Source organism: Myroides odoratimimus, from assembly GCF_001485415.1.
Lineage (GTDB): Bacteria > Bacteroidota > Bacteroidia > Flavobacteriales > Flavobacteriaceae > Flavobacterium > Flavobacterium odoratimimum.
This window is the reverse complement of the sequence record NZ_BCMQ01000004.1, coordinates 141364-163136: the sequence shown is the minus strand read 5'-3', so window position 1 is coordinate 163136 and position 21773 is coordinate 141364. Positions and strand designations below refer to the sequence as shown.

Below are 21773 nucleotides of genomic sequence, written 5' to 3'. Positions count from 1 at the left end.
TAAAGGGAAGCCTATAGTTTTATTATATATATAAAAAAGCCCTCAAGAGGCACTGCTCTTGAGGGCTTTATACTATATCTATGAATTACTTCGAATCTACTTCTTCGAAGTCTACATACTCTCCAACAACTTTTGTCGAACGTGGTACTTTATTATGCTGACTTGCAGTATTAGTATACGTTTCTGTTTCTTGATTGTTGTTATATGGATTGTACTGTTGTTGTCTCTGTTGAAAATTCTGTTCTGCTTTTTTTGCAGCCTTGTATATTAATACAGGAAACAAATAACGCATCGCTATTTTAAATGCGTAGTATATCAGAACAATAATAATAAGTGTTTTAATAAATCCCATAATTTCCTTCTTTTTACCAAAAATAGTAATTATAACCGCATAATAGCAATGATGATTCTTAAATTATTGATAAATATCCTTACTCCTTCCTTTATTTTATTTGTAACCCTACTTTATTGATTTCATTATAAACAAGTAAATCAATGACTTCATCTGCTTATATTGATCTCCCTATTATATGGGAATCTGTATTATTTCTTTGCTTCTTCCCACTTAGTATATCCTCCGTCTAACTCATATACTGTTTTAAAACCTTGTTCTAAAAGAATATTTCTAGCCTTCTCACTTCTCTTTCCTGATTTACAGAAAATATATACTGGTTCTTCTTTAGATAGCGTTTTAGTTTTATCAATAAAGTCCTCCTCTAGCACATTGATATTTTTTGCATACTCTATAGTTCCTTCGCTGAACTCTTTATCCGTTCTAACATCAAGTAACTGAACTTCTGTCGCTTCAATCGCTTTTTTAAAATTCTCATTGCTCAATAAATGAGCTGCCTTTTCTTGGCTATAACCACTTACTGTAATTAAAATAGTAGCAATAAATGAAAGCCAAAAAGCGTTATATTTTTTCATAATATAGGTTAGTTTATAGTTTAACAAAAATGACAAATATCATAGTATGCGATTTAACATTACTATACATTTGTTACAAATATAAAATAAATATGTCAGTTTCTCTTATACAAAAGTATAATGTACCTGGTCCTAGATACACTAGTTATCCCACTGTTCCTTACTGGGATGAGACCTCTTTTTCTGCAGATAAATGGATTGATTCTTTAAAGAGATCATTCATTGAGTCCAATCAAAAAGAAGGAATAAGTATCTATATCCATCTGCCATTTTGCGAAAGCTTATGTACGTTTTGTGGCTGCCACAAGAGAATTACCAAAAGACATGAAGTAGAAAGTCCATATATAGATGCTCTTCTTAAGGAATGGGATTTATATTGTGCATTATTTGATGAAAAACCTATTATCAAAGAAATCCACTTAGGGGGAGGGACTCCTACATTCTTTTCGCCACAACATTTGACTAAGCTAATTGAAGGTATTAAAGCGAAAGCTAATATTGCTAAAGAATATGAATTTAGTTTTGAAGGACATCCAAATAATACAACTAAAGAACACTTATCTACTCTATACAATCTAGGTTTTAGAAGAGTGAGTTTTGGTGTACAAGATTACAATCCTGAAGTTCAGAAAGCAATTCATAGAGAACAAAGCTTTCACAATGTTGCAAAAGTAACACTATGGGCTAAGGAGCTTGGTTATACTTCTATTTCACATGATATTATTTATGGACTTCCTTTCCAAAAATTAGAGCATGTGATCGACACTATTGAGAAGACAAAGTCTCTTTCTCCAGATCGTTTAGCATTTTATAGTTATGCACATGTGCCATGGATAAAAGGAAATGGTCAACGTGGATTTAATGATGAAGATGTGCCTAAGGATACTGAGAAGCGTCAACTGTATGAAAAAGGAAAAGAGCTTCTTCTTAAAAACGGGTATGTTGAAATAGGAATGGATCATTTTTCTTTAAAATCAGATTCTCTTTATAAATCTATGAATACAGGGCATATCCATAGAAACTTTATGGGGTACACCTCTTCTAAAACTCAAGTAATGATAGGCTTAGGTGTATCTTCTATCAGTGACAGCTGGTATGCTTTTGCTCAAAATGAAAAAGACATTGATACTTATTATCAACTATTAGATCAACATATTATTCCTGTTACAAAAGGGCATATATTAAACAAAGAAGATTTGATTATTAGAAAACATATCTTAAATTTAATGTGTTCTTTAAATACAGATCTAACTATGGATATTGATAGCATTGATTTCAATCCTATATTAGAAGAACTTAAGGAACTAGAAAGAGATGAATTAATTGAAATTAAAGGATATAACATTAAGATAACAACTAAAGGGCGTGCATTTGTTAGAAATGTATGTATGGCTTTTGATTTAAGATTACAAAAGAATAAACCTCAAAGGCAGTTGTTCTCAATGACTATCTAATAAAATAAGTAAAATGAATAAAAATATTGAGAAGATAATTACCTTCCTGGTATTACTAGGATTAGTTTCTGGAATATATAATCTAGATATGGATAACTTATGGTCTATCCAACACAACTGGCTGTCTTATATAGGTTTTATTATTTTTATAGCTTATTTAGTTTACTCTGTAAAAAAAGCAGCTAAAATACAGGATCAAAAGAACCTGTAACCATCATTCGAATTGTCATTTGTTTATTGTTTACTCTCAGGTAAACGATAGTATAAAAAAAGTCCTTAATCTTACGATTAAGGACTTTTTATTATTTATAGGCTATTGATTACTCAACTTTATTGTTCATAATCACTTCTATCACCTCTGGGTTAATAAGTGTTGATACATCACCGAACTCTTTTGTTTCTCCATTAGAAATAGAACGAAGTATTCTTCTCATAATTTTACCAGATCTTGTTTTAGGCAAACTATCCACAAACTGAATCTTATCTAACTTAGCGATTGGCCCAATATGACTTGATATATACTGGTTAATCTCGCGTTTAAGATTTTCTCTATCACGAGTCTCCCCTTCCACTTTCAAGGTAATAAATCCATACAAAGCGTTTCCTTTGATATCGTGTTTATATCCTACTACAGCACTTTCTGCTACAGCTGGATGCTCATTAATCGCATCTTCTATAGGTGCAGTTCCTAGATTATGTCCTGAGACAATAACAACATCATCTGCACGTCCTGTAATTCTATAATATCCTACTTCATCTCTTAAAGCTCCATCTCCTGTAAAGTATTTACCTGGAAACTGACCAAAGTAAGTCTCTTTATAACGCTCATGATCTCCCCAAATAGTACGAGCCATGGAAGGCCAAGGGAATTTAATACACAATGATCCGTCTACCTGATTATCTTCTATCTCATTTCTCTTCTCATCCATTAATACGGCTTGTATACCAGGTAATGGTAAAGTCGCATAAGTAGGCTTAGTAGGTGTAATAAATGGCAGTGGAGAAACTAAGATACTTCCTGTTTCTGTCTGCCACCAAGTATCCACTATAGGACATCTCTTCTTTCCTACATGGTCATTATACCAGTGCCAAGCTTCCTCATTAATAGGCTCTCCTACCGAACCAATAACTCTTAAACTAGACAAATCATGTGAATTCACATAACTGTAATCTTCTGTCATCAACGAACGAATAGCTGTAGGAGCTGTATAGAATTGAGTTACTTTATACTTATCAATGATATCCCAGAATCTACTAGGCGTTGGATAAGATGGTACTCCTTCAAACATCACTGTAGTCGCACCATTTAATAGAGGTCCATAAATAATATATGAATGCCCCGTAATCCAACCACAATCAGCAGTACACCAGAAGATATCCTCTTCTTTATAGTCAAAAATGTTTTTAAAAGAATAAGCCGTTTGCACCATATACCCTGCTGTAGTATGCACCATTCCTTTTGGAGCACCTGTAGAACCAGAAGTATACAAAATAAATAAAGGATCTTCTGCATCCATTACTTGAGCTACATGATTATTAGACGCTTCTTCTAATAAAGGTGCTAACCACATATCTCTTCCTTCTTTAAAAGCGACTTCAGCACCTGTTCTCTTCACTACAAGTACTTTCTCTACGCCAGGACAAGAGTCTAATGCTTCATCGATAATTGGTTTTAATGGAATAGTCTTATTTCCTCTAAAGCTCCCATCGGATGTTATAACAAATTTACATTCAGAATCATTAATACGCTTCGTCACAGCAGATGAAGAAAAACCAGCGAATATAACACTGTGTATCGCTCCTAATCTAGCACATGCCAACATACTAACCGCTAACTCAGGTATCATAGGGAGGTAGATACATACTCGATCTCCTTTTTTAACCCCTTGCTCTTTTAGCACATTAGCCATCTTACACACTCTATTGTATAAGTCATTATAGGTAATAGTTTCTGCTTGCTCTTCTGGATTATTAGGTTCAAATATAATAGCTGCTTTCTCTCCTCTTTTTGCAAGATGACGATCAATACAGTTCTTTACGATATTCAATTTAGCATTAACAAACCACTGGAATTTAGATTCCTCCATATCAAACTCGAATACTTTATCCCACACTTGATACCAAACGAAGTTTTCCTCTGCTATCTTTCCCCAGAACTTACGAGGCTCTCTAACGGATTTTTTATAGTGTTTAAAGTATTGTTCTAGATTTTCTATTTTATAATAACTCATATTTTAGTTGTGATTTTTTTTATGTAATATTTTTTTTAGCTCTTAAATATATGATTTTAGTAATAAATAGCAAAAAGTCATACAATATTTTTAAGATTAAAAAATATTGTATGACTTTCGTTATTTAAATAAACCCTATAACTGAGCTATATCTCTCTTTGCTTGATCAAACTCTGCAATGATATTTTTAATAATATCTCCTACTGGTTCTATTTTATGTATCAGACCTGATATTTGCCCTACTTCTAGTTCACCTTCTACTAAATCTCCTTCAAACATTCCTTTTTTAGCTCGAGCCCTACCCAAATATTCTTTTAATTCTTCTACTGATGGATTCTTAGCATACAAGGCTTGAAGTCCTGTGTAAAACTCATTCTTAATTAAACGTACGGGCGCAAGTTCTTTTAAAGTAAGAACAGTATCCCCTTCTTGTACATCTAATAGAAGATTCTTAAAGTTATCATGAGCAGAACTCTCTTTAGAAGCGATAAATCGCGTTCCCATTTGTACTCCATCTGCACCAAGTACCATAGCCGCAAGCATTCCTCTTCCTGTAGCGATACCTCCAGCCGCAATTAAAGGAACCGTGATCTTCTCACGAACCATAGGAATCAAAGTAAGCGTAGTAGTTTCTTCTCTTCCATTATGTCCTCCAGCTTCAAACCCTTCTGCTACTATCGCATCAACACCTGCTTCTTCGGCTTTTAATGCAAATTTAGAAGAACTAACTACATGCACTACTGTTATCCCATGTTGTTTTAAAAATGGAGTCCATGTTTTAGGATTACCTGCAGAAGTAAAGACAATTTTCACTCCTTCTTCTACAATGATATTCATGATCTCCTCTATATTAGGATATAACATAGGGACATTTACTCCAAATGGTTTGTCAGTTGCTTTCTTACACTTCTGGATATGTTCTCTTAGTACCTCAGGATACATTGAACCAGCCCCAATAAGCCCTAATCCACCAGCATTACTCACTGCACTAGCTAACTTATAACCACTGTTCCAAATCATTCCTCCTTGTACGATAGGATACTGAATTTTAAAAAGATCTACTAACTTATTTTTCATTGTATTTTGGTTGTTTATAGTTTCGAAATAACACCCGAACCAATTAGTTCGTCTTCGATATGCCAAGATACAAATTGTCCTTCTGTGATAGCGGATTGCGGTTCGTCAAAACGAACGTACATACCTTCTTTCATCTTGTGTAAAGTAGCTTTTTGCAAAGGTTGGCGATATCTTATACGTGCTAATATAGACATTGTTTCTCCTTCTTGCAATGCTAAATCTTCTCTAATCCAATGAATTTCTGATTCTTTTACAAATAATGCTTTGTGAAACAATCCTGGGTGATCACTTCCTTGACCTGTGTAAATAATATTCTCCTTTACATCAGTACCTATAATAAACAATGGCTCAGCAGTACCTCCCACATTTAGTCCCTTGCGTTGACCAATAGTAAAGAAGTGTGCTCCAAAGTGCTCACCTACCTTTTTACCCATTTCAGGTGTATATACAATTGATTTAGCTTCACTGTATAAAGCATCCTCTAATGTAGAGAATGTCTCTTCCTCTTTCGTATAGATAGACGAATCTTTTGGTATTTCGTAGATAAGCCCATCTTTTCTTTTCAACTGCTGTTGTAAGAATTCTGGCAATCTCACCTTACCAATAAAACACAATCCTTGAGAATCTTTTTTGTCTGCTGTGATTAAGTTCATCTTAGCTGCTATCTCACGTACTTGTGGTTTCAACAACTCTCCAACTGGAAATAGTGCCTTCGCTAATTGCTCTTGAGATAACTGACATAAGAAGTAAGACTGATCTTTATTAGGATCTACACCAGCCAACAGTCTATATACTGTCTCCTGTGTTCCATCTTCTTTGGTAATGACCTCTTCATCTTTGCGACAATAATGCCCTGTAGCGACATAATCTGCTCCTAAAGTCAATGCTATTTTCATAAATACATCAAACTTAATCTCGCGATTACACAATACGTCTGGATTAGGGGTACGACCATTCTCATACTCCTTAAACATATAGTCTACAATCTTCTCTTTATATTGTTCACTTAAGTCAACTGTTTGGAATGGAATCCCAAGCTTCTCAGCGACCATTAAAGCATCGTTGCTATCTTCTAGCCATGGACATTCATTAGAAATTGTCACAGAATCATCGTGCCAGTTTTTCATGAAGAGTCCAATAACTTCATACCCTTGTTCTTTCAGTAAATAAGCTGCGACACTTGAGTCTACACCTCCCGAAAGACCTACTACTACTCTTTTCTTCATAATAAAAAATATTGTGGCAAATTTACGAGAAATGCCGCAATACAAAAAGCTTTTGAATTTATCTTATCTTTTAATTATGACTTTAGCATAGATAAAAACTATACTATCTGAGGTAATGCTTTAGAATTTAATACTCTAATTCTTCTTAATACTATCCCTTTCTAAAGTACCTTCCTCTACACTAGATTAAACAAATAACACAAAAACACATTATATGTAAAAAAATTAAGTTAATTCATATTTAATAACACTACATTATTGGTATTTTTTATGTAATTTGAATCACATAAAATAAATTTATTATAAAGACACAGTAATATTCAATTATCATGCAAAACAAAACTTTAGCTAAATCACTTGTCTTAGGCTCTTCTCTATTATTGAGCTTTACTTTATTAGGCCTTTTTATTTTCAAAGGGTTAAAAACATTTAGTGATAAAGATCGTATAGTCACTGTAAAAGGATTAGCAGAAATGAATGTGATGGCAACCTCTGCTACCATTATTATTGATTTTTCTATTTCTGGTGATGATTTACAACAAATAATGAAACAAACAGAACAGAAAAAAGAGGCAATTATTACTCATCTAACTAATCTTGGTTATCAAAAAGAAAATATTAAAATCGATAATATAGAAGTAAATGATAAAGAAAAATATTACGAATTCCGTCGGGAAAATGGACGACAAGTGTCAGTAAAAATAGATAGATATTCTATTACGCAGCAACTAAACCTTGAAATGACTGATATAAAAGAGACAGAAAACAAAGCTTCACAAATTAAGTTAGATTTAATTAGTAAAGATTTGACTTCAAATATAAATTCTATTTATTCTTTCCCTGAATTAAATTCGATTAAACCACAACTAATAGCTGAAAGCACAAAGAATGCACGCATCGCTGGTGAGCAGTTTGCTAACGATTCACAAGCAAAATTAGGCAAAATAAAAACAGCCTCACAAGGACAAATCACTATTGCTGGAAGATATTATTTTGATGAAGAAGAAATGAATAATGCAAATAAAGAACCTTATACTCAAAAAGCGAGAGTAGTAAGCACTATTGTTTTCTTTCTAGAATAACAACTATTCTAAAAAGAACTTACTTTTTCCTTACCTAAAAAAGCCTCTATGTTTAAATATATTTAAACATAGAGGCTTTTTTTATTCAGAAACCAAAATATTATCTATAATCTAACTCAATAGCATCCTACCCTAATTTCTTACCCAGTAACTCAGATTGGGCTTTTGCTCTATGAATTCCTTCCACTAATTTTTGTAATACTTCTTCTTCATTGAAATACTTAATCGCTTGCTCAGTAGTACCACCCTTAGAAGAAACTTTCGCTATCCAATCTTGTGTAGATAACGAATTAGCTTCGTATAGGCCAAGAGCACCTGATATGGTTTGCTTCACTAACAATTCTGCTTGTGACGGTTCAAAGCCATAAGATATTGCTGCCTGTATCATGGCTTCCATAAAATAAAACACATAAGCAGGTCCACTACCTGATACCGCAGTAGCTGCATCTATTTTATTCTCTTCAGACACATATACAGACTTACCTGTGGTATTAATTAAGTTCTGAATAATGAACAACTCTTTTCGATCTAATTCTTCTGAAGCAGTAAAAACAGTCATACCTCTACCTATCTGAGTAGGCAGATTAGGCATGGAACGAACTATTTTTTCGATTCCTAAATCTTCTTTTAAACGATCTATAGAGATACCTGCCATCACAGAAACGACTATCTGATCTTTATTTACATATTTCTTTAGATCTGCAACTAGTATAGAAAAGTCCTGGGGTTTCACTGCAACGATAACAATGTCACATGATCCTATATCACCATCTAATTGATAGCGATAAGACAACTGATGAATATTACGACTATCTTCTGTAGCCTTCTGTGAACGCGTGTATATCAATACATCTGATGGGTTAATAAACCTAGAGTTAATAAACCCATTGGCAAACGTGCTCCCCATGTTTCCCATTCCTATAATTGCAATCTTCATAAAAAAAAAACACCTCTGAATTTGATCAGAGGTGTTAAATATAAAAGAATTATTTATTTTTCTTCTTTCTTTCTTCTTGTAATTTTTGTTGCTCTTGTGCTTGTTGCATCATTTCTTGCATTTTACGTTGGAACTTACCTTTAGGACGTTCTTTCGTTTTATTGTCTTCAATGATAGCTTTAATCTTATCTTCTTTTACAATATGGTTTTTAATAACATACATAATACCAATTGTAATCAAGTTAGAAATAAAGTAGTACAAACTCAATCCTGATGCGTAGTTATTAAAGAAGAATAACATCATCAATGGAGAGATATAGATCATCACCTTCATGATTTTACTCATATCAGGCATTCCTTCTTGAGCTGGTGCCGCCATTTGTTGGTCTCCTGTAGTCATCTTCATATATATAAAGATTGCAACAGAAGCTAAAATAGGGAATAAACTCACGTGGTTACCATAGAATGGAATACGGAAAGGCAATTCTAAAATCTGGTCATAAGATGATAAGTCATCTGCCCATAAGAATGATTTTTGTCTCAAATCAAATGCTGATGGGAAGAATTGGAACAATGAATAGAAGATAGGAATCTGTAACAATGCTGGAATACATCCTGCCATTGGGTTAACTCCTGCTTTAGAGTACAAATTCATTGTCTCTTGTTGCTTCTTCATTGGATCATTCTTATATTTTTCGTTCAACTCATTCACTTCTGGACGAATTGCTTTCATTTTTGCTTGAGAAACATAAGACTTATAAGTCAATGGAGAAATTAATAATCTCACAAGTACAGTTAATGCAATAATAGCAATACCATAAGGTAAGAATGAACTCAATACTCCGAATACTGGAATAAATAAGAAACGGTTTAACCATCCAAAGATCCCCCATCCTAAAGGAACAATCTTATCTAGTCCTTGATCATAAGACTTTAATAATTTATAATCAGCTGGTCCGAAGAACCACTTCATATCATAGTTTAACTCTCCACCTGTATAAGCTAAAGGCATTTTTGCATTAAACTGTTTAGTGTAAACAGTATCTACTGCCTCATCATGAACCAAGTTAGCTGATTTTAAACTAGCTGTATCAAAAGCTTTATCTGTAATTAAAACAGAAGCGAAGAAGTGTTGTTTAAATGCAACGAAACTTACATTTTTAGCTTCAGTACTGTCATCTTTACTTGTATTACTTAGACTGTTATCTTTTCCTCCTTCATACTCATAGTATACACGAGTATATTGGTTCTCATAAGTAATACTCTTCTCATTACTATATGCTTTTAAGCTCCAGTCTAATGCTGGTGTCTCTGCTGTATTAATAACTCTACTTAATCCTTGTGTACGAATAGTAAAGTCTAACATATAGTCATCTGGCTTTAATACATATCTATACTCTAAAAACTCAGTAGCTGATACTTTTAAACGCATAGATAACACTTGATTCTCCCCTTCTTTTGTTAATTCAGGTTCAAAGAACAAGTCTCTTGTATTAAACTTTTTGTTGTCCTTCGTATATAACTCTAAATTAAACTCAGCGTTATTATCTTTAATTAACTCTACTAGTTCTTTAGAGTTTTTATTAAAACGAGCATTGTTATTGATTACAACATTTGATAAACTACCTCCTTTATTTTCAACAACTAAAGTCAGTAATTCATTCTTAAGTTCTGTTTTACCTCCTTGAGCAGATGGTAATGTTGCACTATAAGCAAATGGGCCTAAAGCAGCTTGTAAAGCAGTATTCTGAACAGAATCCACCTCTACATGATTACTTATAGCACTTGAAATTTTCTCAGACTCAGCTTCTTTAACTATCTCTTTTTTGGCTACCTCTTTGTCCTGAGCGATAGCTTCTTTTTCTTTGTTGATATTATTCAACATCATCCAAATTAGCAACCCGGCTATAATAACAAAGCCGACAATACTGTTACGATCTAATTTTTTTCCTTCCATTACTTAATTTGTAGTTTATCAAATTTTTCGCTGTAATAATACTTGCTTATTACCTTTAGAACTTATTTTGTTCTATTATCAATTGCTGCCTTAACCAAGCTTACAAAAAGTGGATGTGGTTTTGCCACTGTACTTTTATATTCAGGGTGGAACTGCACAGCTACGAAGAATGGATGAGTATCTAACTCTACCACTTCTACTAGTCCTGTATCAGGATTCCATCCAGAAGCTATTAAACCAGCTTTTTCAAAATCTTCTAAATATTGATTATTAAATTCATATCTATGACGGTGACGCTCATTGATTAGACTTTCTCCATAAATTTCAAAAGCTTTAGAACCTTCTTTTAATTTACAATCCCATCCACCTAGACGCATTGTACCTCCTTTATCTGTAATATTCTTTTGATCTTCCATAAAAGTAATTACAGGATATTGAGTACTTTCATTCACCTCAGTAGTATTAGCAGAAGCATACCCCAATACATTTCTTGCGTATTCGATTACAGCCATCTGCATACCTAAACAAATACCTAAGAATGGTATCTTGTTCTCTCTTACATATTTTACAGTCTCTATTTTTCCTTCAATACCACGAGAGCCAAAACCTGGTGCTACTAACACAGCATCTAAGTTCTTTAATTTCTCTGCTACATTATTAGCATTGATATTATCAGATTGAATAGAAACGATATTTACTTTTATTTGATTTTCAGCACCACCGTGTACTAATGCTTCTAAAATAGATTTATAAGAATCTTGTAATTCTACATATTTACCTACTAGCCCTACATTTACTACATGCAATGGATTTTTAAGTTTATGGATAAACTCATTCCATTTCACTAAATCTGGAGATGTCTTCTCTGGTAAATCTAATTTCTTAAGAGCTACTCTATCTAAACCTTCTTGTAGCATTAAGTTTGGCACATCATAGATAGTATCAGCATCGATAGACTGAATAACAGCTTCTGGTTTTACATTACAGAACTGTGCTAACTTCTGACGTATCTCAGTACTTAAGTTATGCTCTGTACGACAAACCAAAATATCTGCCTTAATACCGCTCTCCATTAAAGTTTTCACAGAGTGTTGAGTTGGCTTAGTTTTAAGCTCTCCTGCTGCTGCTAGATAAGGTACTAAAGTCAAGTGGACTACGATAGCGTTATTATCTCCTAACTCCCATAATAACTGACGTACAGACTCAATATAAGGTAAAGACTCAATATCCCCTACTGTACCACCTATCTCAGTAATCACGATGTCATAGTCACCTGATTTACCTAGAAGCTGCATACGTTCTTTAATCTCATTCGTGATATGAGGAACTACCTGTACCGTCTTTCCTAAAAACTCTCCTCTTCTCTCTTTCTCTATTACAGAAAGATAAACGCGTCCTGTAGTAACATTATTCGCTTGAGAAGTAGGTACATTTAAGAATCTCTCATAGTGACCTAAATCAAGATCAGTCTCTGCGCCATCATTTGTTACAAAACACTCCCCGTGTTCATAAGGGTTAAGTGTTCCTGGATCCACATTAATATACGGATCAAATTTCTGGATAGTGGCTGAATATCCGCGCGCTTGTAATAGCTTAGCCAAAGAAGCTGCTATGATTCCTTTTCCTAAAGAAGATGTAACTCCTCCTGTAACGAAAATATACTTAGTTTGTTTCATTTAGTGTGTGTATTAGCTGTGTTGTTAACAATAAAACTTGGCAAAAATACAACATTCCGAGCTATTCTTCTAATTTTAGATTAGCTAAAAAAATATCAACAACTAACTTATCCTCTCCAAATCATCAATATTATACTTCTAACAAGATTATTCACAACTGCATAAAAAAATCATGCATTATATCTCATTAGTATATACTTTTGTATATTAATTGCTTATAAATACAACATTGCCTATTCTAATGACAGAAGACTCAATTGTTAAATTTTAAAACAGATTATTTCATCACCATTGTATTATAAGAATTTTAACACTTATGCATTCCTAAAAAGGAAGTAATACAACAAAAAACGATATAGTAAATATTTTTTTGAGATAAACTCAAAAACAATAGAAAACAATAAATCAAGCTAAATGATCATAGAACAAATTATCGATAATATATATCCTCTTTCAAAATCTGCTAAAGAGAAATTAACTGCTGTTTTTACAGAAATCTCTTTCCCTAAAAATTACCTATTATCTGAATATGAAAAACATGAAAACTATTTCTATTTTATCAAAAATGGATTAGTTAGAGCTTATGCTATTCAAGAAGATAGAGAATTGACCTTTTGGTTTGGAAAAGATGGAGATCCAGCCCTATCGATGTATAATTATATTCTAAACAAACCTAGTTATGAAACGATTGACTTAATAGAAGATAGTACATTCTATTTCACTAAAATAAGTCAATTAGAACAGCTCTACTCAACAGATATTGAGATTGCGAACTGGGGAAGAAAGTTTGCTGAGATAGAACTTCTAAAGACAGAAGAACGTTCTATTCTGAGACAAATTAAATCAGCTAAAGAACGTTATATTGACCTTTTAGAACGAGATGCTTCACTCTTAAATAGAGTTCCGCTGAAGTATATTGCTTCATTTTTAGGAGTAACTCAAGTAAGTTTGAGTAGAATTCGCAGTGAATTCTTAAAAAAATAACCCTTTTTTATCAATCTAATAATATTCGAAGCAATCCCTTTTTCATAGAATAATATTTGCTCGCCTTTGTTTTGACATAAATTATATTCTGATTATTACATTTTATTTAGCTTAAAATTATATTTAAGACACAATATTTCGCTTATTTTATTATCTTTAATTCAAATTAATAAGCAATTTCATTAGAATTAACCTAATGTGTTTTATACTTTTGCAACAAATAGTAACAATGGAAAATCAAAATAAAAATCAAGAAGTAGTTCGTGGATTAAAGGCTAGACACCTTTCCATGATTGCAATTGGAGGATGTATCGGAACAGGTTTATTTATGGCAAGTGGAGAAGCCATACATCAGGCAGGTCCAGGTGGTGCTCTATTAGCCTATGCCATGATTGGTCTTATGGTGTATTTCTTAATGACCTCATTAGGAGAGATGGCTACTTACTTACCCGTATCAGGTTCGTTTAGTACTTATGCCGCTAGATTTGTTGATCCTTCACTAGGTTTTGCTTTAGGTTGGAACTATTGGTTTAATTGGGTTATTACAGTAGCAGTAGATGTCTCTATTGCAGCAGTGGTTATTTCGTATTGGGAGCCTCTAGGATTCTTACCTACTTGGGGTTGGAGCCTGCTCTTCTTCTTAGTCATCTTTGGATTAAATATGTTATCTGTTAAAGCTTATGGAGAATCAGAATATTGGTTTGCTATTATTAAAGTAGTGACTGTTGTTTTATTCTTAGGAATTGGATTATTGACTATTTTCGGAATACTAGGTGGTGAATACATCGGGTTCAAAAACTTTACGTTAGGTGATGCTCCTATTTTAGGAGGCGGATTCTCAGGTAAATTCTTAAGTGTATTAGGCGTATTCCTAATTGCAGGTTTCTCATTTCAAGGAACTGAGTTAATCGGTATTACTGCAGGTGAATCAGAAAACCCTGAAAAGAATATACCTAAAGCCATTAAACAAGTATTCTGGAGAATCTTAGTATTCTATATCTTAGCCATATTCGTTATTGGATTAATCATCCCTTATACAAGTCCTTCTCTATTAGGAGCAGATATTTCTGAGATTGCAAAATCACCTTTCACATTAGTATTCGAAAAAGCACATTTAGCCTTTGCAGCAGCTGTGATGAATGCTGTTATTCTTACTTCTATTCTATCAGCAGGTAATTCTGGCCTTTATGCCTCTACTCGTATGCTATATGCGATGGGGAAAGATGGAATGGCACACAAGGCTTTTGGTGGAACGAACAAACACGGTGTACCGATGATCGCCCTAATTGCTACTGGAGTTGTAGTACTATTAATATTCACAGTACAATCTACACATCCTAATGCTGTAGACTTTATTCTAGCTGCATCAGGACTGACAGGTTTTATAGCTTGGTTAGGAATAGCGATTAGTCATTATAGATTTAGAAGAGCATTCCACGCTCAAAACAAAAGTCTAGACCAACTAGTCTATAAAGCAAAATGGTTCCCTTTTGGTCCATTATTTGCCTTATTCTTATGTATATTAGTAATCATAGGACAAGATTCTAAACTAATTATGGAGGGAATATTTGACTGGAGAGGAATGCTAATCACTTATATGGGGATTCCATTCTTCTTAGCCTTCTACTTATACCATAAGCTAAAATTCAAAACAAAGCTTATTCCTCTTAAAGAAGTGGATTTAGATAGATAATATTTACTGAAAACGAATAACAGGAAACAACAATCAAAATAAAAAAGCGTGAGTTATTATCTAACTCACGCTTTTTTTAGTAATTATAAAGTAATGCATTAACTCTTAATTTTAATACTTATTATTCCGAAGCTTGTAGCAAAAGTTCCATTGATAAAATCTTTCCCAGGAACCTTTTTGTATTCAAAACTCTCTATCTTATCTACAGCTATACCTTTAAAATCAGAAGATTTTTTTAGTTCATTATTCCCTTCAGAATCTACTAATACAACAGCATATTCACCTTTTTCTACTAATGGTAATGCCCCTTGATTAAAGAACTTTGTAGAGCTCAAATAAACACTTTCGATATACTCCTGTAAGTCAATTGCATTCTCTTTATTTAACATTGTCGCATCTTCCACGTCTAATTTTATAGATACTCTTTCTTTTCTTCCTTTTTCTTGTGCATAGATATTACTTGCTAAACACAAAATTAACAATACCCCAATTTTTCTCATACCCTCTCTTAATTTATAACCTAACTCTAGTACTTATTTTATCTTACTATTTAGTTTCCTATTCCTACATATTTCTCTCCAGAGTGCACTACTAGATAGTTACACATCTTCTTATACATTGGGGTCTCCACTCCCTGTGCAACACCTTGCTTCACCATATAACCTCCCATTATACCAAGTTCATTGTGCTCTTTAAAAGCAGCAAAATCACTGTGCATAGATGTTGTTGACTCATACGGAATTGCCTTTAAACGCTCTATAATAACCTCAACTACATCTTCACCAAGAGCAACTCCTTTCTTCTTACCGATAGCAGAAGCCTCTGTGATTAATTGTCTCATTTCTTCTGGATGATGCTCCATCACACCACCAAAACTACTATCATAATAAGCAGTAGCCATAGCAGAAGAAGAGACTAAAATATACTTCTCCCACACCTCCTTAGATATAGAAGAAGTCGCTTCAGCATGTACACCAGCAGTTTTTAGAATTGTTTCCAAGTCTTTCATCTCTTGAGATATTTGACCATCTAGGCCAAACAGAATGCGTTGTCTACCACTCGGATTATCAATTACCCCTGCTTCTTTTAGACGAGAAACCATATACGTACACCCTTGCCATACTCTAGAAGCGCCAAATACAGCTCTCAGTTGCTCATAAGCCTCTACTCCATTTAACAACGGAATAATCACAGTATGTTCACCTACTGCTGATTTCATATCCTCTATCGTTTGAGACAAATCATATCCCTTAGTCGCAAGGATAATATAATCTGTATGCTCAATATCACTCCACTGAGAAGTAGCGATACTAGGGTACCCCACCACTTCACTATCTTTTGACAAAATAGTTAATCCCTTTTCCTTTATTACTTCAAGGTGCTTCCCTCTTGCGATAAAGCATATCTCTACATCTGTACTATCTTGATATTGATGAGCTAATAATCCTCCATAAAACCCTCCTACACCACCAAGTCCTACTATTGTTATTCTCTTTTTATCTTTCATTATTTTGTTTTTTGTTTTTTTGTGAAATCGTTTTTTTGTGATGTCGTGAAATCGTGATCTAGTTAAGTTTATCATACCAACTATTAGCCTATTCTGTCATCTAAGTACATTATGCCCGTAGGGCAATACTGTAAACTGTTCACCGCAAACCGTAAACAGATATGTTATGCTGTAATTCTATTTACTTGTAAAAGATAGTTCTCTTAAACGAAAAAACAGAAAAACAACATCACAAAAAAACTTATTTTGTCACCACATCCAACACAATCTTTACTAAGAAAAGTATCGATAATACATAGACAGTTGGCGTAATATCCTTGTGCTCTTTTGCTCCTATTTTTAGTATGGTATAACTCAACATACCGAATACAATCCCTTCAGCAATACTGTAAGTAAAAGGCATAAAAACGATCGTTAAGAATGCAGGCAATCCGTCTGATAGTTTCTCAAAGTTGATTCTAGTCACAGACGAAATCATGAATAACCCCACTATGATTAAAGCCGGAGCTGTTGCAGCAGCTGGAATAATCAAAAAGATAGGCCCTAAGAATAAAGCTAACGCAAACATAACAGCCACACTTACTGCAGTTAATCCTGTACGCCCACCAGAAGCTACTCCTGATGCACTCTCTACATAAGAAGTAACAGAACTCGTTCCTAAGATAGATCCTACTGTAGTCCCCATCGCATCAGTAAATAAGGCTTTTTTCATCTGCGGAAAGTTACCATTCTTATCGGCCAAATTAGTCTTAGAAATAACTCCGATTAACGTCCCTACAGTATCGAATAGATTTACGAATAAGAATGTAAACACCACTACCACCATATCAATAGACAGTATCTGATTCCATCCCTCTGCTGTAAACATAGGTTTAATCGCCTCTCCAAAGATAGGCTCTATAGAAGGTGGCAACGCGACAATACTAGTCGGCAATGCTACATCCCCTAATATCAACCCAAAAACAGTAGCACTCAAAATACCAAATAGAATAGCTCCATTCACATTTCGGATTAATAAAATACTCGTCACGATAAGTCCAATGAAAGTCATCCATACAGTATGCTGACCAAAATCTCCTAATCTCACTAAGGTATTAGGATCAGATACAACTACACCTGCGCTCTTCAGTCCTATAAGAGTAATGAATAACCCAATACCTGCGGGTATTGCTTCTTTTAAAACTTTCGGTATACTTCTAACAATAAGTTCTCGTACATTAAAAAACGTCAATAACAAGAAAATAATTCCTTCTATAAATACAGCCGTTAAAGCGAACTGCCAAGTATATCCCAAGGTCAAAACTACTGAATAAGCAAAGAAACTATTCAGTCCCATTCCTGGTGCCTGCGCTATGGGTAACTTTGCATAAAAACCCATTAATAAGGTTGCTACGATTGTAGCTAAGGCAGTTGTGGTAAATAACGCTTCTCTATCCATCCCTGCATCTGCTAAGATATTTGGATTCACAACCAAGATATAAGACATGGTCAGAAACGTGATGATACCTGCTATAAACTCTCGTTTAATAGTAGTACCATTGCTACTCAACTGAAAGTAGCGCTCAAGAAAATTCTTCATTGTGTTGTGTTGTTGCTTTTTAAAGCATACAAAAATAAGAAGATTTAACCAATTCTAATTAAAATAAAGAATTATATCGGCCTTTATATCTAATAATCGCGTTCTATAGGATTTATATAATTTGCCTTCTTTACATTTAAACTCTCTTGCCCTTTTTCACCTATAGTTATACCAGTTCCCTCTAAATCACTTAAAAAGGTCTTATTAGCATTGATACTCATGGCCTTCTTTGTCTTCTCTTTAGAAGATTCTGTATAAGTCCCTATTTCATTTACATCCCAAATCACTTTAATCTTTTGACTATTTAAAAATTCAAAAGAATACTGTCCTTCGGTATCCCAAGCCTTTACTACGAATCCTGGTAAATTATTGAACTTATAAGGACCTACTTGCCCTGCAATACCTTGTGTAAACCATACTGTCCACTCCCTTCCTCCATACGTAGCAGTTGCCTCTTGCACGTCATAATCATACCACTTTAGTTTACTTGCTTTGATATCCCACTTGATTTCATTTCTATCTTCTTTATAGTAGTTATGTAATCGCCCTATCTTATCATAAAAGGTATTGGTATCCTTATCTGTCATTACAAACCAATTAAAAACAGGTACATAAGACACTACTTTTTGCATAATCTCTTCTTTAGAAGTATTCTCTGATTTGGTTAGTCGCCATCTCTCTCTCTCATAAGATGCATAATCCATAAATCGAGATTGATCCTCTAGCACATCAACAACAGCTGTCCCATCCTTAATTTTACCTACAGATTTATCAGTTAAGACCTTGCTTTCATAATAATATCTCATCACTTCTACTTCCTTAAACTCTTGAGCAGATAGAATACAACTAGAAAACAGTAATAAATACAAATACTTCATATCAATTATCATTAAAGATTATCTCTTATACTTCACTTCACCTAATTTTATTGGATTGCTATTCTTAAGTACCCAATTATTCGCCGATTCACATAGATAATTAAGCTCTCTCGTTTCACCATCACCACTTTTTCGAATTTCCTTTACTAACGCAGTGATGTCTTCTAGCTCCTTTTGAGACAATGCATTCGAAGAAGATACATACACTAAGAAAGCATCTAACATCTTTTTAAAATCAGCATCCCAATTGCCCCCTCCATTTCTATAAATTTCATCGCGAACCTTCCCTGCTATACGCACTACTTCTCCTTGCACAGTCTTGGCTTTACCCTTAGAAGGAATTAAGTAGTCCCAAAGTTCCTCAAACTGTTCTTCCCACGTAGTACCTGCTACTTCTATTTTAGATACTCCATCGTGCATAATACGTCTTTTAACAGGCGTGACATCGAATAGTTCATATAAAGCAGTCAAAGCTTTATCGCTATCTACTACAAACTCTTTATTAAAATTTTCTCTATGAAATTCAAAGCGTTCTCCTATACGAGTAACATCATCTTTTAATCCTAACGTAATCTCTTTTGTAAATGGTAAAAGTAACTTAGTGATTTCTACTAAAGCAGGTAAGTCAATATTACTAGCACGTCTCAATGCGCATTTTAAAGGTGTTTCTTTATAAGAGTCTAAAACATGAATATTAGCTCCTACTTCTATCAATCTCTTTACAGCGTCCTTATTAAGTCCATACCCTGCAGCAAAGTGTAATGGCGTAGTGCCATAGGTATCCACAGCATGTATATTAGCTCCTAATTCTAAGAAAACAGCTATACTTCCATTGCGTCTACTAGCGTGTTCATGTAGCGCTGTTCGCTTATATGTATCTACAGCTTCCAGATCAGCTCCATTCTCCACCATCCAACGGACAAACTCATCCTTGACATGATAAAAACTCAAGGCAGTATGCTTACTATAACCACCGCGTGCATCTATCTCACAAGTGTCAAATACTTTCTTTAACGCTTTCATATCCTTAGCATCTACTAATTCTTGAAAGTCCTTGGGTAGGGTTTTCTTCTTCTTTGCCATTTACAACTTTTCTTTTTCTTTTTTCAACCCGAATATACAAAGAATAATGCAATATAATTTAAACTATAAATAATATTTATTAAAACTAAGCACCAAAATCAAAACTATCTGCAATGCTTCTTCAAATCAAAAGGTATTGTATATAAACCATAAGAACTCTTTATCCTAAACATATCTAATAAAAAATAGCTTCTTTCTTTAACTAGTTTGCGATAAACATATCCCCTTTTTCCATCACCATTATCCTCTTCTTCTAATACCAATTCTTCTACATTATCTTCGCTAATTACTTCTTCCTCTTCAACTATAGCTTCTACTTTTTCGTAGCTAACTTTTTCGTAGCTAACTTTTTCGTAGCTAACTTCTTCTACATTTAGTGGCTCTCTCCCTCTATCAAAACCCCAAATAAACACAATAAAAAAATGGTTAAATATCAACCAGTTACAAATTAAAGCATACCAAGCTATAAGACATGAAGTCAAGATGGCTTCATTAAGAAAACATCTAAGATTTTACCTCCTAAAGACTAAAGTCACAAAAAAACCGAGACTCTACAGACTCGGTTTAGTTTTTATTTAGACGTTTCTCTATTAATATACAAAACAATTATATTAGTTAATAAGAAACCAATACTTACAAAATTGGTTCAGTCATAAAGGTGACCTTCATAGAAGAGTGAGCCATAATCGGAGCCCAATCAAAATCTCCTACCCTAGGTTCAAAGTAGAGCCATTTATCATCATTATTCAGAGTATAATGATATTGTTTACCAGGATAATTCGTCTCCGTAGCTTTCGTTCGAATCTTATATGTTTTGCCTTTTTTAACCTCTATACTAAAATTAGAAATACCTACACTAGAGTTAAATCCCGAATCTGTAACTAATAATGGTGAGTGCACAGTATTACCCGTAAAAACAACAGTTCCAGTATTATCAGTAACTTCAGTTGTACATATTATATTTGCAGCTGCTCTCTCACTACTACTCATATCACCATAAATAACGAACTCTAAAAATAACAATCCATCTCTATCTGCTACATAGTCATAATCAAATTCTGTCATATTCACTACTGTAGGAGTGGTAGTTTTACTTTGTAAATCATATTGCTTATTAGTCAGTTTAAAAGTTACAAATTGCATATCTCTACTAGGTGAGGTTTTTACATACATACGCATCCATCTATTCTCACTTGTCCAGTAGTGAAACCCCTCTCTTAAATCTCCTGTATCAACTGTATTATAAACTATCATCCCAGCCTCCATATGTGCAGGATCTAATGGTGCAGCAGAGGTCATACTTACTAGCTTCACTCTATTTATTAATAATCCTTTATTGTCAGACTCTAAGGTCAGATCCGCCTCTTTAATAGGTAGTACAGCATTACCCAACCCTACTTGTGCATTAGTCATACAAACATTGAATAATGTAATCATTACTGTTAGGACATGACAAATCCTTTTTACTATTTCCTTTTTCAT

Annotated in this window: 20 protein-coding genes; 5 read left to right on the top strand and 15 right to left on the bottom strand. The window is 33.8% G+C overall.

What is annotated here, in order from left to right; all coding sequences use genetic code 11:
• Positions 1-85: 85 nt before the first annotated feature.
• On the bottom strand, positions 86-352 hold the full coding sequence (locus MODO_RS05515; RefSeq protein ID WP_006260067.1) for a DUF4834 family protein: 267 nt from the start codon (positions 350-352) through the stop codon (positions 86-88).
• A 191-nt stretch (positions 353-543) separates the two neighbouring features.
• Complete coding sequence (locus tag MODO_RS05510) at positions 544-927, bottom strand: rhodanese-like domain-containing protein (RefSeq protein ID WP_059050873.1); 384 nt, start codon at positions 925-927, stop codon at positions 544-546.
• Between the two features lie 92 nt (positions 928-1019).
• On the opposite strand from MODO_RS05510, the gene hemN reads away from it, so the two are divergent.
• Both hemN and MODO_RS05500 read left to right on the top strand, forming a co-directional pair.
• Complete coding sequence (hemN, locus tag MODO_RS05505; protein WP_059050872.1) at positions 1020-2381, top strand: oxygen-independent coproporphyrinogen III oxidase; 1362 nt, start codon at positions 1020-1022, stop codon at positions 2379-2381.
• A 13-nt stretch (positions 2382-2394) separates the two neighbouring features.
• Positions 2395-2592 (top strand): hypothetical protein, encoded by a 198-nt coding sequence (locus tag MODO_RS05500; protein WP_006263693.1) that lies wholly within the window; start codon positions 2395-2397, stop codon positions 2590-2592.
• A gap of 109 nt (positions 2593-2701) precedes the next feature.
• Here the strand turns inward: MODO_RS05500 and acs are convergent, their stop codons facing one another.
• From acs to mnmA, 3 genes are all read right to left on the bottom strand, one after another.
• The gene (acs, locus tag MODO_RS05495) at positions 2702-4612 is read right to left on the bottom strand and encodes an acetate--CoA ligase (RefSeq protein ID WP_006261323.1); all 1911 of its coding nucleotides are present in this window, start codon (positions 4610-4612) and stop codon (positions 2702-2704) included.
• A 135-nt stretch (positions 4613-4747) separates the two neighbouring features.
• Positions 4748-5689 carry an NAD(P)H-dependent flavin oxidoreductase gene (locus MODO_RS05490; RefSeq protein ID WP_016649315.1) on the bottom strand — a complete coding sequence of 314 codons (942 nt, stop codon included), beginning with the start codon at positions 5687-5689 and terminating at the stop codon, positions 4748-4750.
• A 14-nt stretch (positions 5690-5703) separates the two neighbouring features.
• Positions 5704-6915: a tRNA 2-thiouridine(34) synthase MnmA gene (mnmA, locus tag MODO_RS05485; protein WP_036474025.1), complete on the bottom strand. Its 1212-nt coding sequence runs from the start codon at positions 6913-6915 to the stop codon at positions 5704-5706.
• A 329-nt stretch (positions 6916-7244) separates the two neighbouring features.
• Here mnmA and MODO_RS05480 point away from each other — a divergent pair, with 329 nt between their 5' ends.
• Positions 7245-7997 carry an SIMPL domain-containing protein gene (locus tag MODO_RS05480; protein WP_016649313.1) on the top strand — a complete coding sequence of 251 codons (753 nt, stop codon included), beginning with the start codon at positions 7245-7247 and terminating at the stop codon, positions 7995-7997.
• A gap of 127 nt (positions 7998-8124) precedes the next feature.
• Here MODO_RS05480 and proC read toward each other — a convergent pair whose 3' ends face one another.
• The 3 genes from proC to pyrG form a co-directional block, all read right to left on the bottom strand.
• Positions 8125-8934 carry a pyrroline-5-carboxylate reductase gene (proC, locus tag MODO_RS05475; protein ID WP_016649312.1) on the bottom strand — a complete coding sequence of 270 codons (810 nt, stop codon included), beginning with the start codon at positions 8932-8934 and terminating at the stop codon, positions 8125-8127.
• A gap of 49 nt (positions 8935-8983) precedes the next feature.
• The gene (yidC, locus tag MODO_RS05470) at positions 8984-10891 is read right to left on the bottom strand and encodes a membrane protein insertase YidC (protein ID WP_006265449.1); all 1908 of its coding nucleotides are present in this window, start codon (positions 10889-10891) and stop codon (positions 8984-8986) included.
• A 62-nt stretch (positions 10892-10953) separates the two neighbouring features.
• Positions 10954-12567, bottom strand: coding sequence for a CTP synthase (gene pyrG / locus MODO_RS05465; protein ID WP_006260057.1), 1614 nt, complete (start codon positions 12565-12567; stop codon positions 10954-10956).
• A 414-nt stretch (positions 12568-12981) separates the two neighbouring features.
• Between pyrG and MODO_RS05460 the strand changes: the two genes are divergently transcribed.
• Together MODO_RS05460 and MODO_RS05455 are read left to right on the top strand one after the other, a co-directional pair.
• The gene (locus MODO_RS05460; RefSeq protein WP_006260056.1) at positions 12982-13551 is read left to right on the top strand and encodes a Crp/Fnr family transcriptional regulator; all 570 of its coding nucleotides are present in this window, start codon (positions 12982-12984) and stop codon (positions 13549-13551) included.
• 196 nt (positions 13552-13747) lie between these two features.
• Entirely contained in the window at positions 13748-15244 is a 1497-nt protein-coding gene (locus tag MODO_RS05455; RefSeq protein WP_059050870.1) for an amino acid permease, read from the top strand.
• A gap of 98 nt (positions 15245-15342) precedes the next feature.
• On the opposite strand, the gene MODO_RS05450 is transcribed toward MODO_RS05455, so the two are convergent.
• The 7 genes from MODO_RS05450 to MODO_RS05420 form a co-directional block, all read right to left on the bottom strand.
• The gene (locus MODO_RS05450) at positions 15343-15744 is read right to left on the bottom strand and encodes a hypothetical protein (protein WP_006260054.1); all 402 of its coding nucleotides are present in this window, start codon (positions 15742-15744) and stop codon (positions 15343-15345) included.
• A 50-nt stretch (positions 15745-15794) separates the two neighbouring features.
• Complete coding sequence (locus MODO_RS05445; protein ID WP_006260053.1) at positions 15795-16751, bottom strand: ketopantoate reductase family protein; 957 nt, start codon at positions 16749-16751, stop codon at positions 15795-15797.
• Between the two features lie 241 nt (positions 16752-16992).
• Entirely contained in the window at positions 16993-18330 is a 1338-nt protein-coding gene (locus MODO_RS05440) for an NCS2 family permease (protein WP_006261330.1), read from the bottom strand.
• Positions 18331-18419: 89 nt separating this feature from the next.
• A complete protein-coding gene (locus MODO_RS05435; protein ID WP_006261331.1) occupies positions 18420-19208 on the bottom strand; it encodes a GLPGLI family protein in 789 nt (262 codons plus the stop codon).
• A gap of 18 nt (positions 19209-19226) precedes the next feature.
• On the bottom strand, positions 19227-20291 hold the full coding sequence (locus MODO_RS05430; protein ID WP_006261332.1) for an ankyrin repeat domain-containing protein: 1065 nt from the start codon (positions 20289-20291) through the stop codon (positions 19227-19229).
• 104 nt (positions 20292-20395) lie between these two features.
• Entirely contained in the window at positions 20396-20704 is a 309-nt protein-coding gene (locus MODO_RS05425) for a hypothetical protein (protein ID WP_059050868.1), read from the bottom strand.
• Positions 20705-20924: 220 nt separating this feature from the next.
• A complete protein-coding gene (locus MODO_RS05420) occupies positions 20925-21773 on the bottom strand; it encodes a phage tail-like protein (RefSeq protein WP_006261334.1) in 849 nt (282 codons plus the stop codon).

Bases quoted from the DNA above. Each gene is read 5' to 3' on its own strand.
- MODO_RS05515 (WP_006260067.1), bottom strand. From the start codon at position 352: ATGGGATTTATTAAAACACTTATTATTATTGTTCTGATATACTACGCA.
- MODO_RS05510 (WP_059050873.1), bottom strand. From the start codon at position 927: ATGAAAAAATATAACGCTTTTTGGCTTTCATTTATTGCTACTATTTTA.
- hemN (WP_059050872.1), top strand. From the start codon at position 1,020: ATGTCAGTTTCTCTTATACAAAAGTATAATGTACCTGGTCCTAGATAC.
- MODO_RS05500 (WP_006263693.1), top strand. From the start codon at position 2,395: ATGAATAAAAATATTGAGAAGATAATTACCTTCCTGGTATTACTAGGA.
- acs (WP_006261323.1), bottom strand. From the start codon at position 4,612: ATGAGTTATTATAAAATAGAAAATCTAGAACAATACTTTAAACACTAT.
- MODO_RS05490 (WP_016649315.1), bottom strand. From the start codon at position 5,689: ATGAAAAATAAGTTAGTAGATCTTTTTAAAATTCAGTATCCTATCGTA.
- mnmA (WP_036474025.1), bottom strand. From the start codon at position 6,915: ATGAAGAAAAGAGTAGTAGTAGGTCTTTCGGGAGGTGTAGACTCAAGT.
- MODO_RS05480 (WP_016649313.1), top strand. From the start codon at position 7,245: ATGCAAAACAAAACTTTAGCTAAATCACTTGTCTTAGGCTCTTCTCTA.
- proC (WP_016649312.1), bottom strand. From the start codon at position 8,934: ATGAAGATTGCAATTATAGGAATGGGAAACATGGGGAGCACGTTTGCC.
- yidC (WP_006265449.1), bottom strand. From the start codon at position 10,891: ATGGAAGGAAAAAAATTAGATCGTAACAGTATTGTCGGCTTTGTTATT.
- pyrG (WP_006260057.1), bottom strand. From the start codon at position 12,567: ATGAAACAAACTAAGTATATTTTCGTTACAGGAGGAGTTACATCTTCT.
- MODO_RS05460 (WP_006260056.1), top strand. From the start codon at position 12,982: ATGATCATAGAACAAATTATCGATAATATATATCCTCTTTCAAAATCT.
- MODO_RS05455 (WP_059050870.1), top strand. From the start codon at position 13,748: ATGTGTTTTATACTTTTGCAACAAATAGTAACAATGGAAAATCAAAAT.
- MODO_RS05450 (WP_006260054.1), bottom strand. From the start codon at position 15,744: ATGAGAAAAATTGGGGTATTGTTAATTTTGTGTTTAGCAAGTAATATC.
- MODO_RS05445 (WP_006260053.1), bottom strand. From the start codon at position 16,751: ATGAAAGATAAAAAGAGAATAACAATAGTAGGACTTGGTGGTGTAGGA.
- MODO_RS05440 (WP_006261330.1), bottom strand. From the start codon at position 18,330: ATGAAGAATTTTCTTGAGCGCTACTTTCAGTTGAGTAGCAATGGTACT.
- MODO_RS05435 (WP_006261331.1), bottom strand. From the start codon at position 19,208: ATGAAGTATTTGTATTTATTACTGTTTTCTAGTTGTATTCTATCTGCT.
- MODO_RS05430 (WP_006261332.1), bottom strand. From the start codon at position 20,291: ATGGCAAAGAAGAAGAAAACCCTACCCAAGGACTTTCAAGAATTAGTA.
- MODO_RS05420 (WP_006261334.1), bottom strand. From the start codon at position 21,773: ATGAAAAAGGAAATAGTAAAAAGGATTTGTCATGTCCTAACAGTAATG.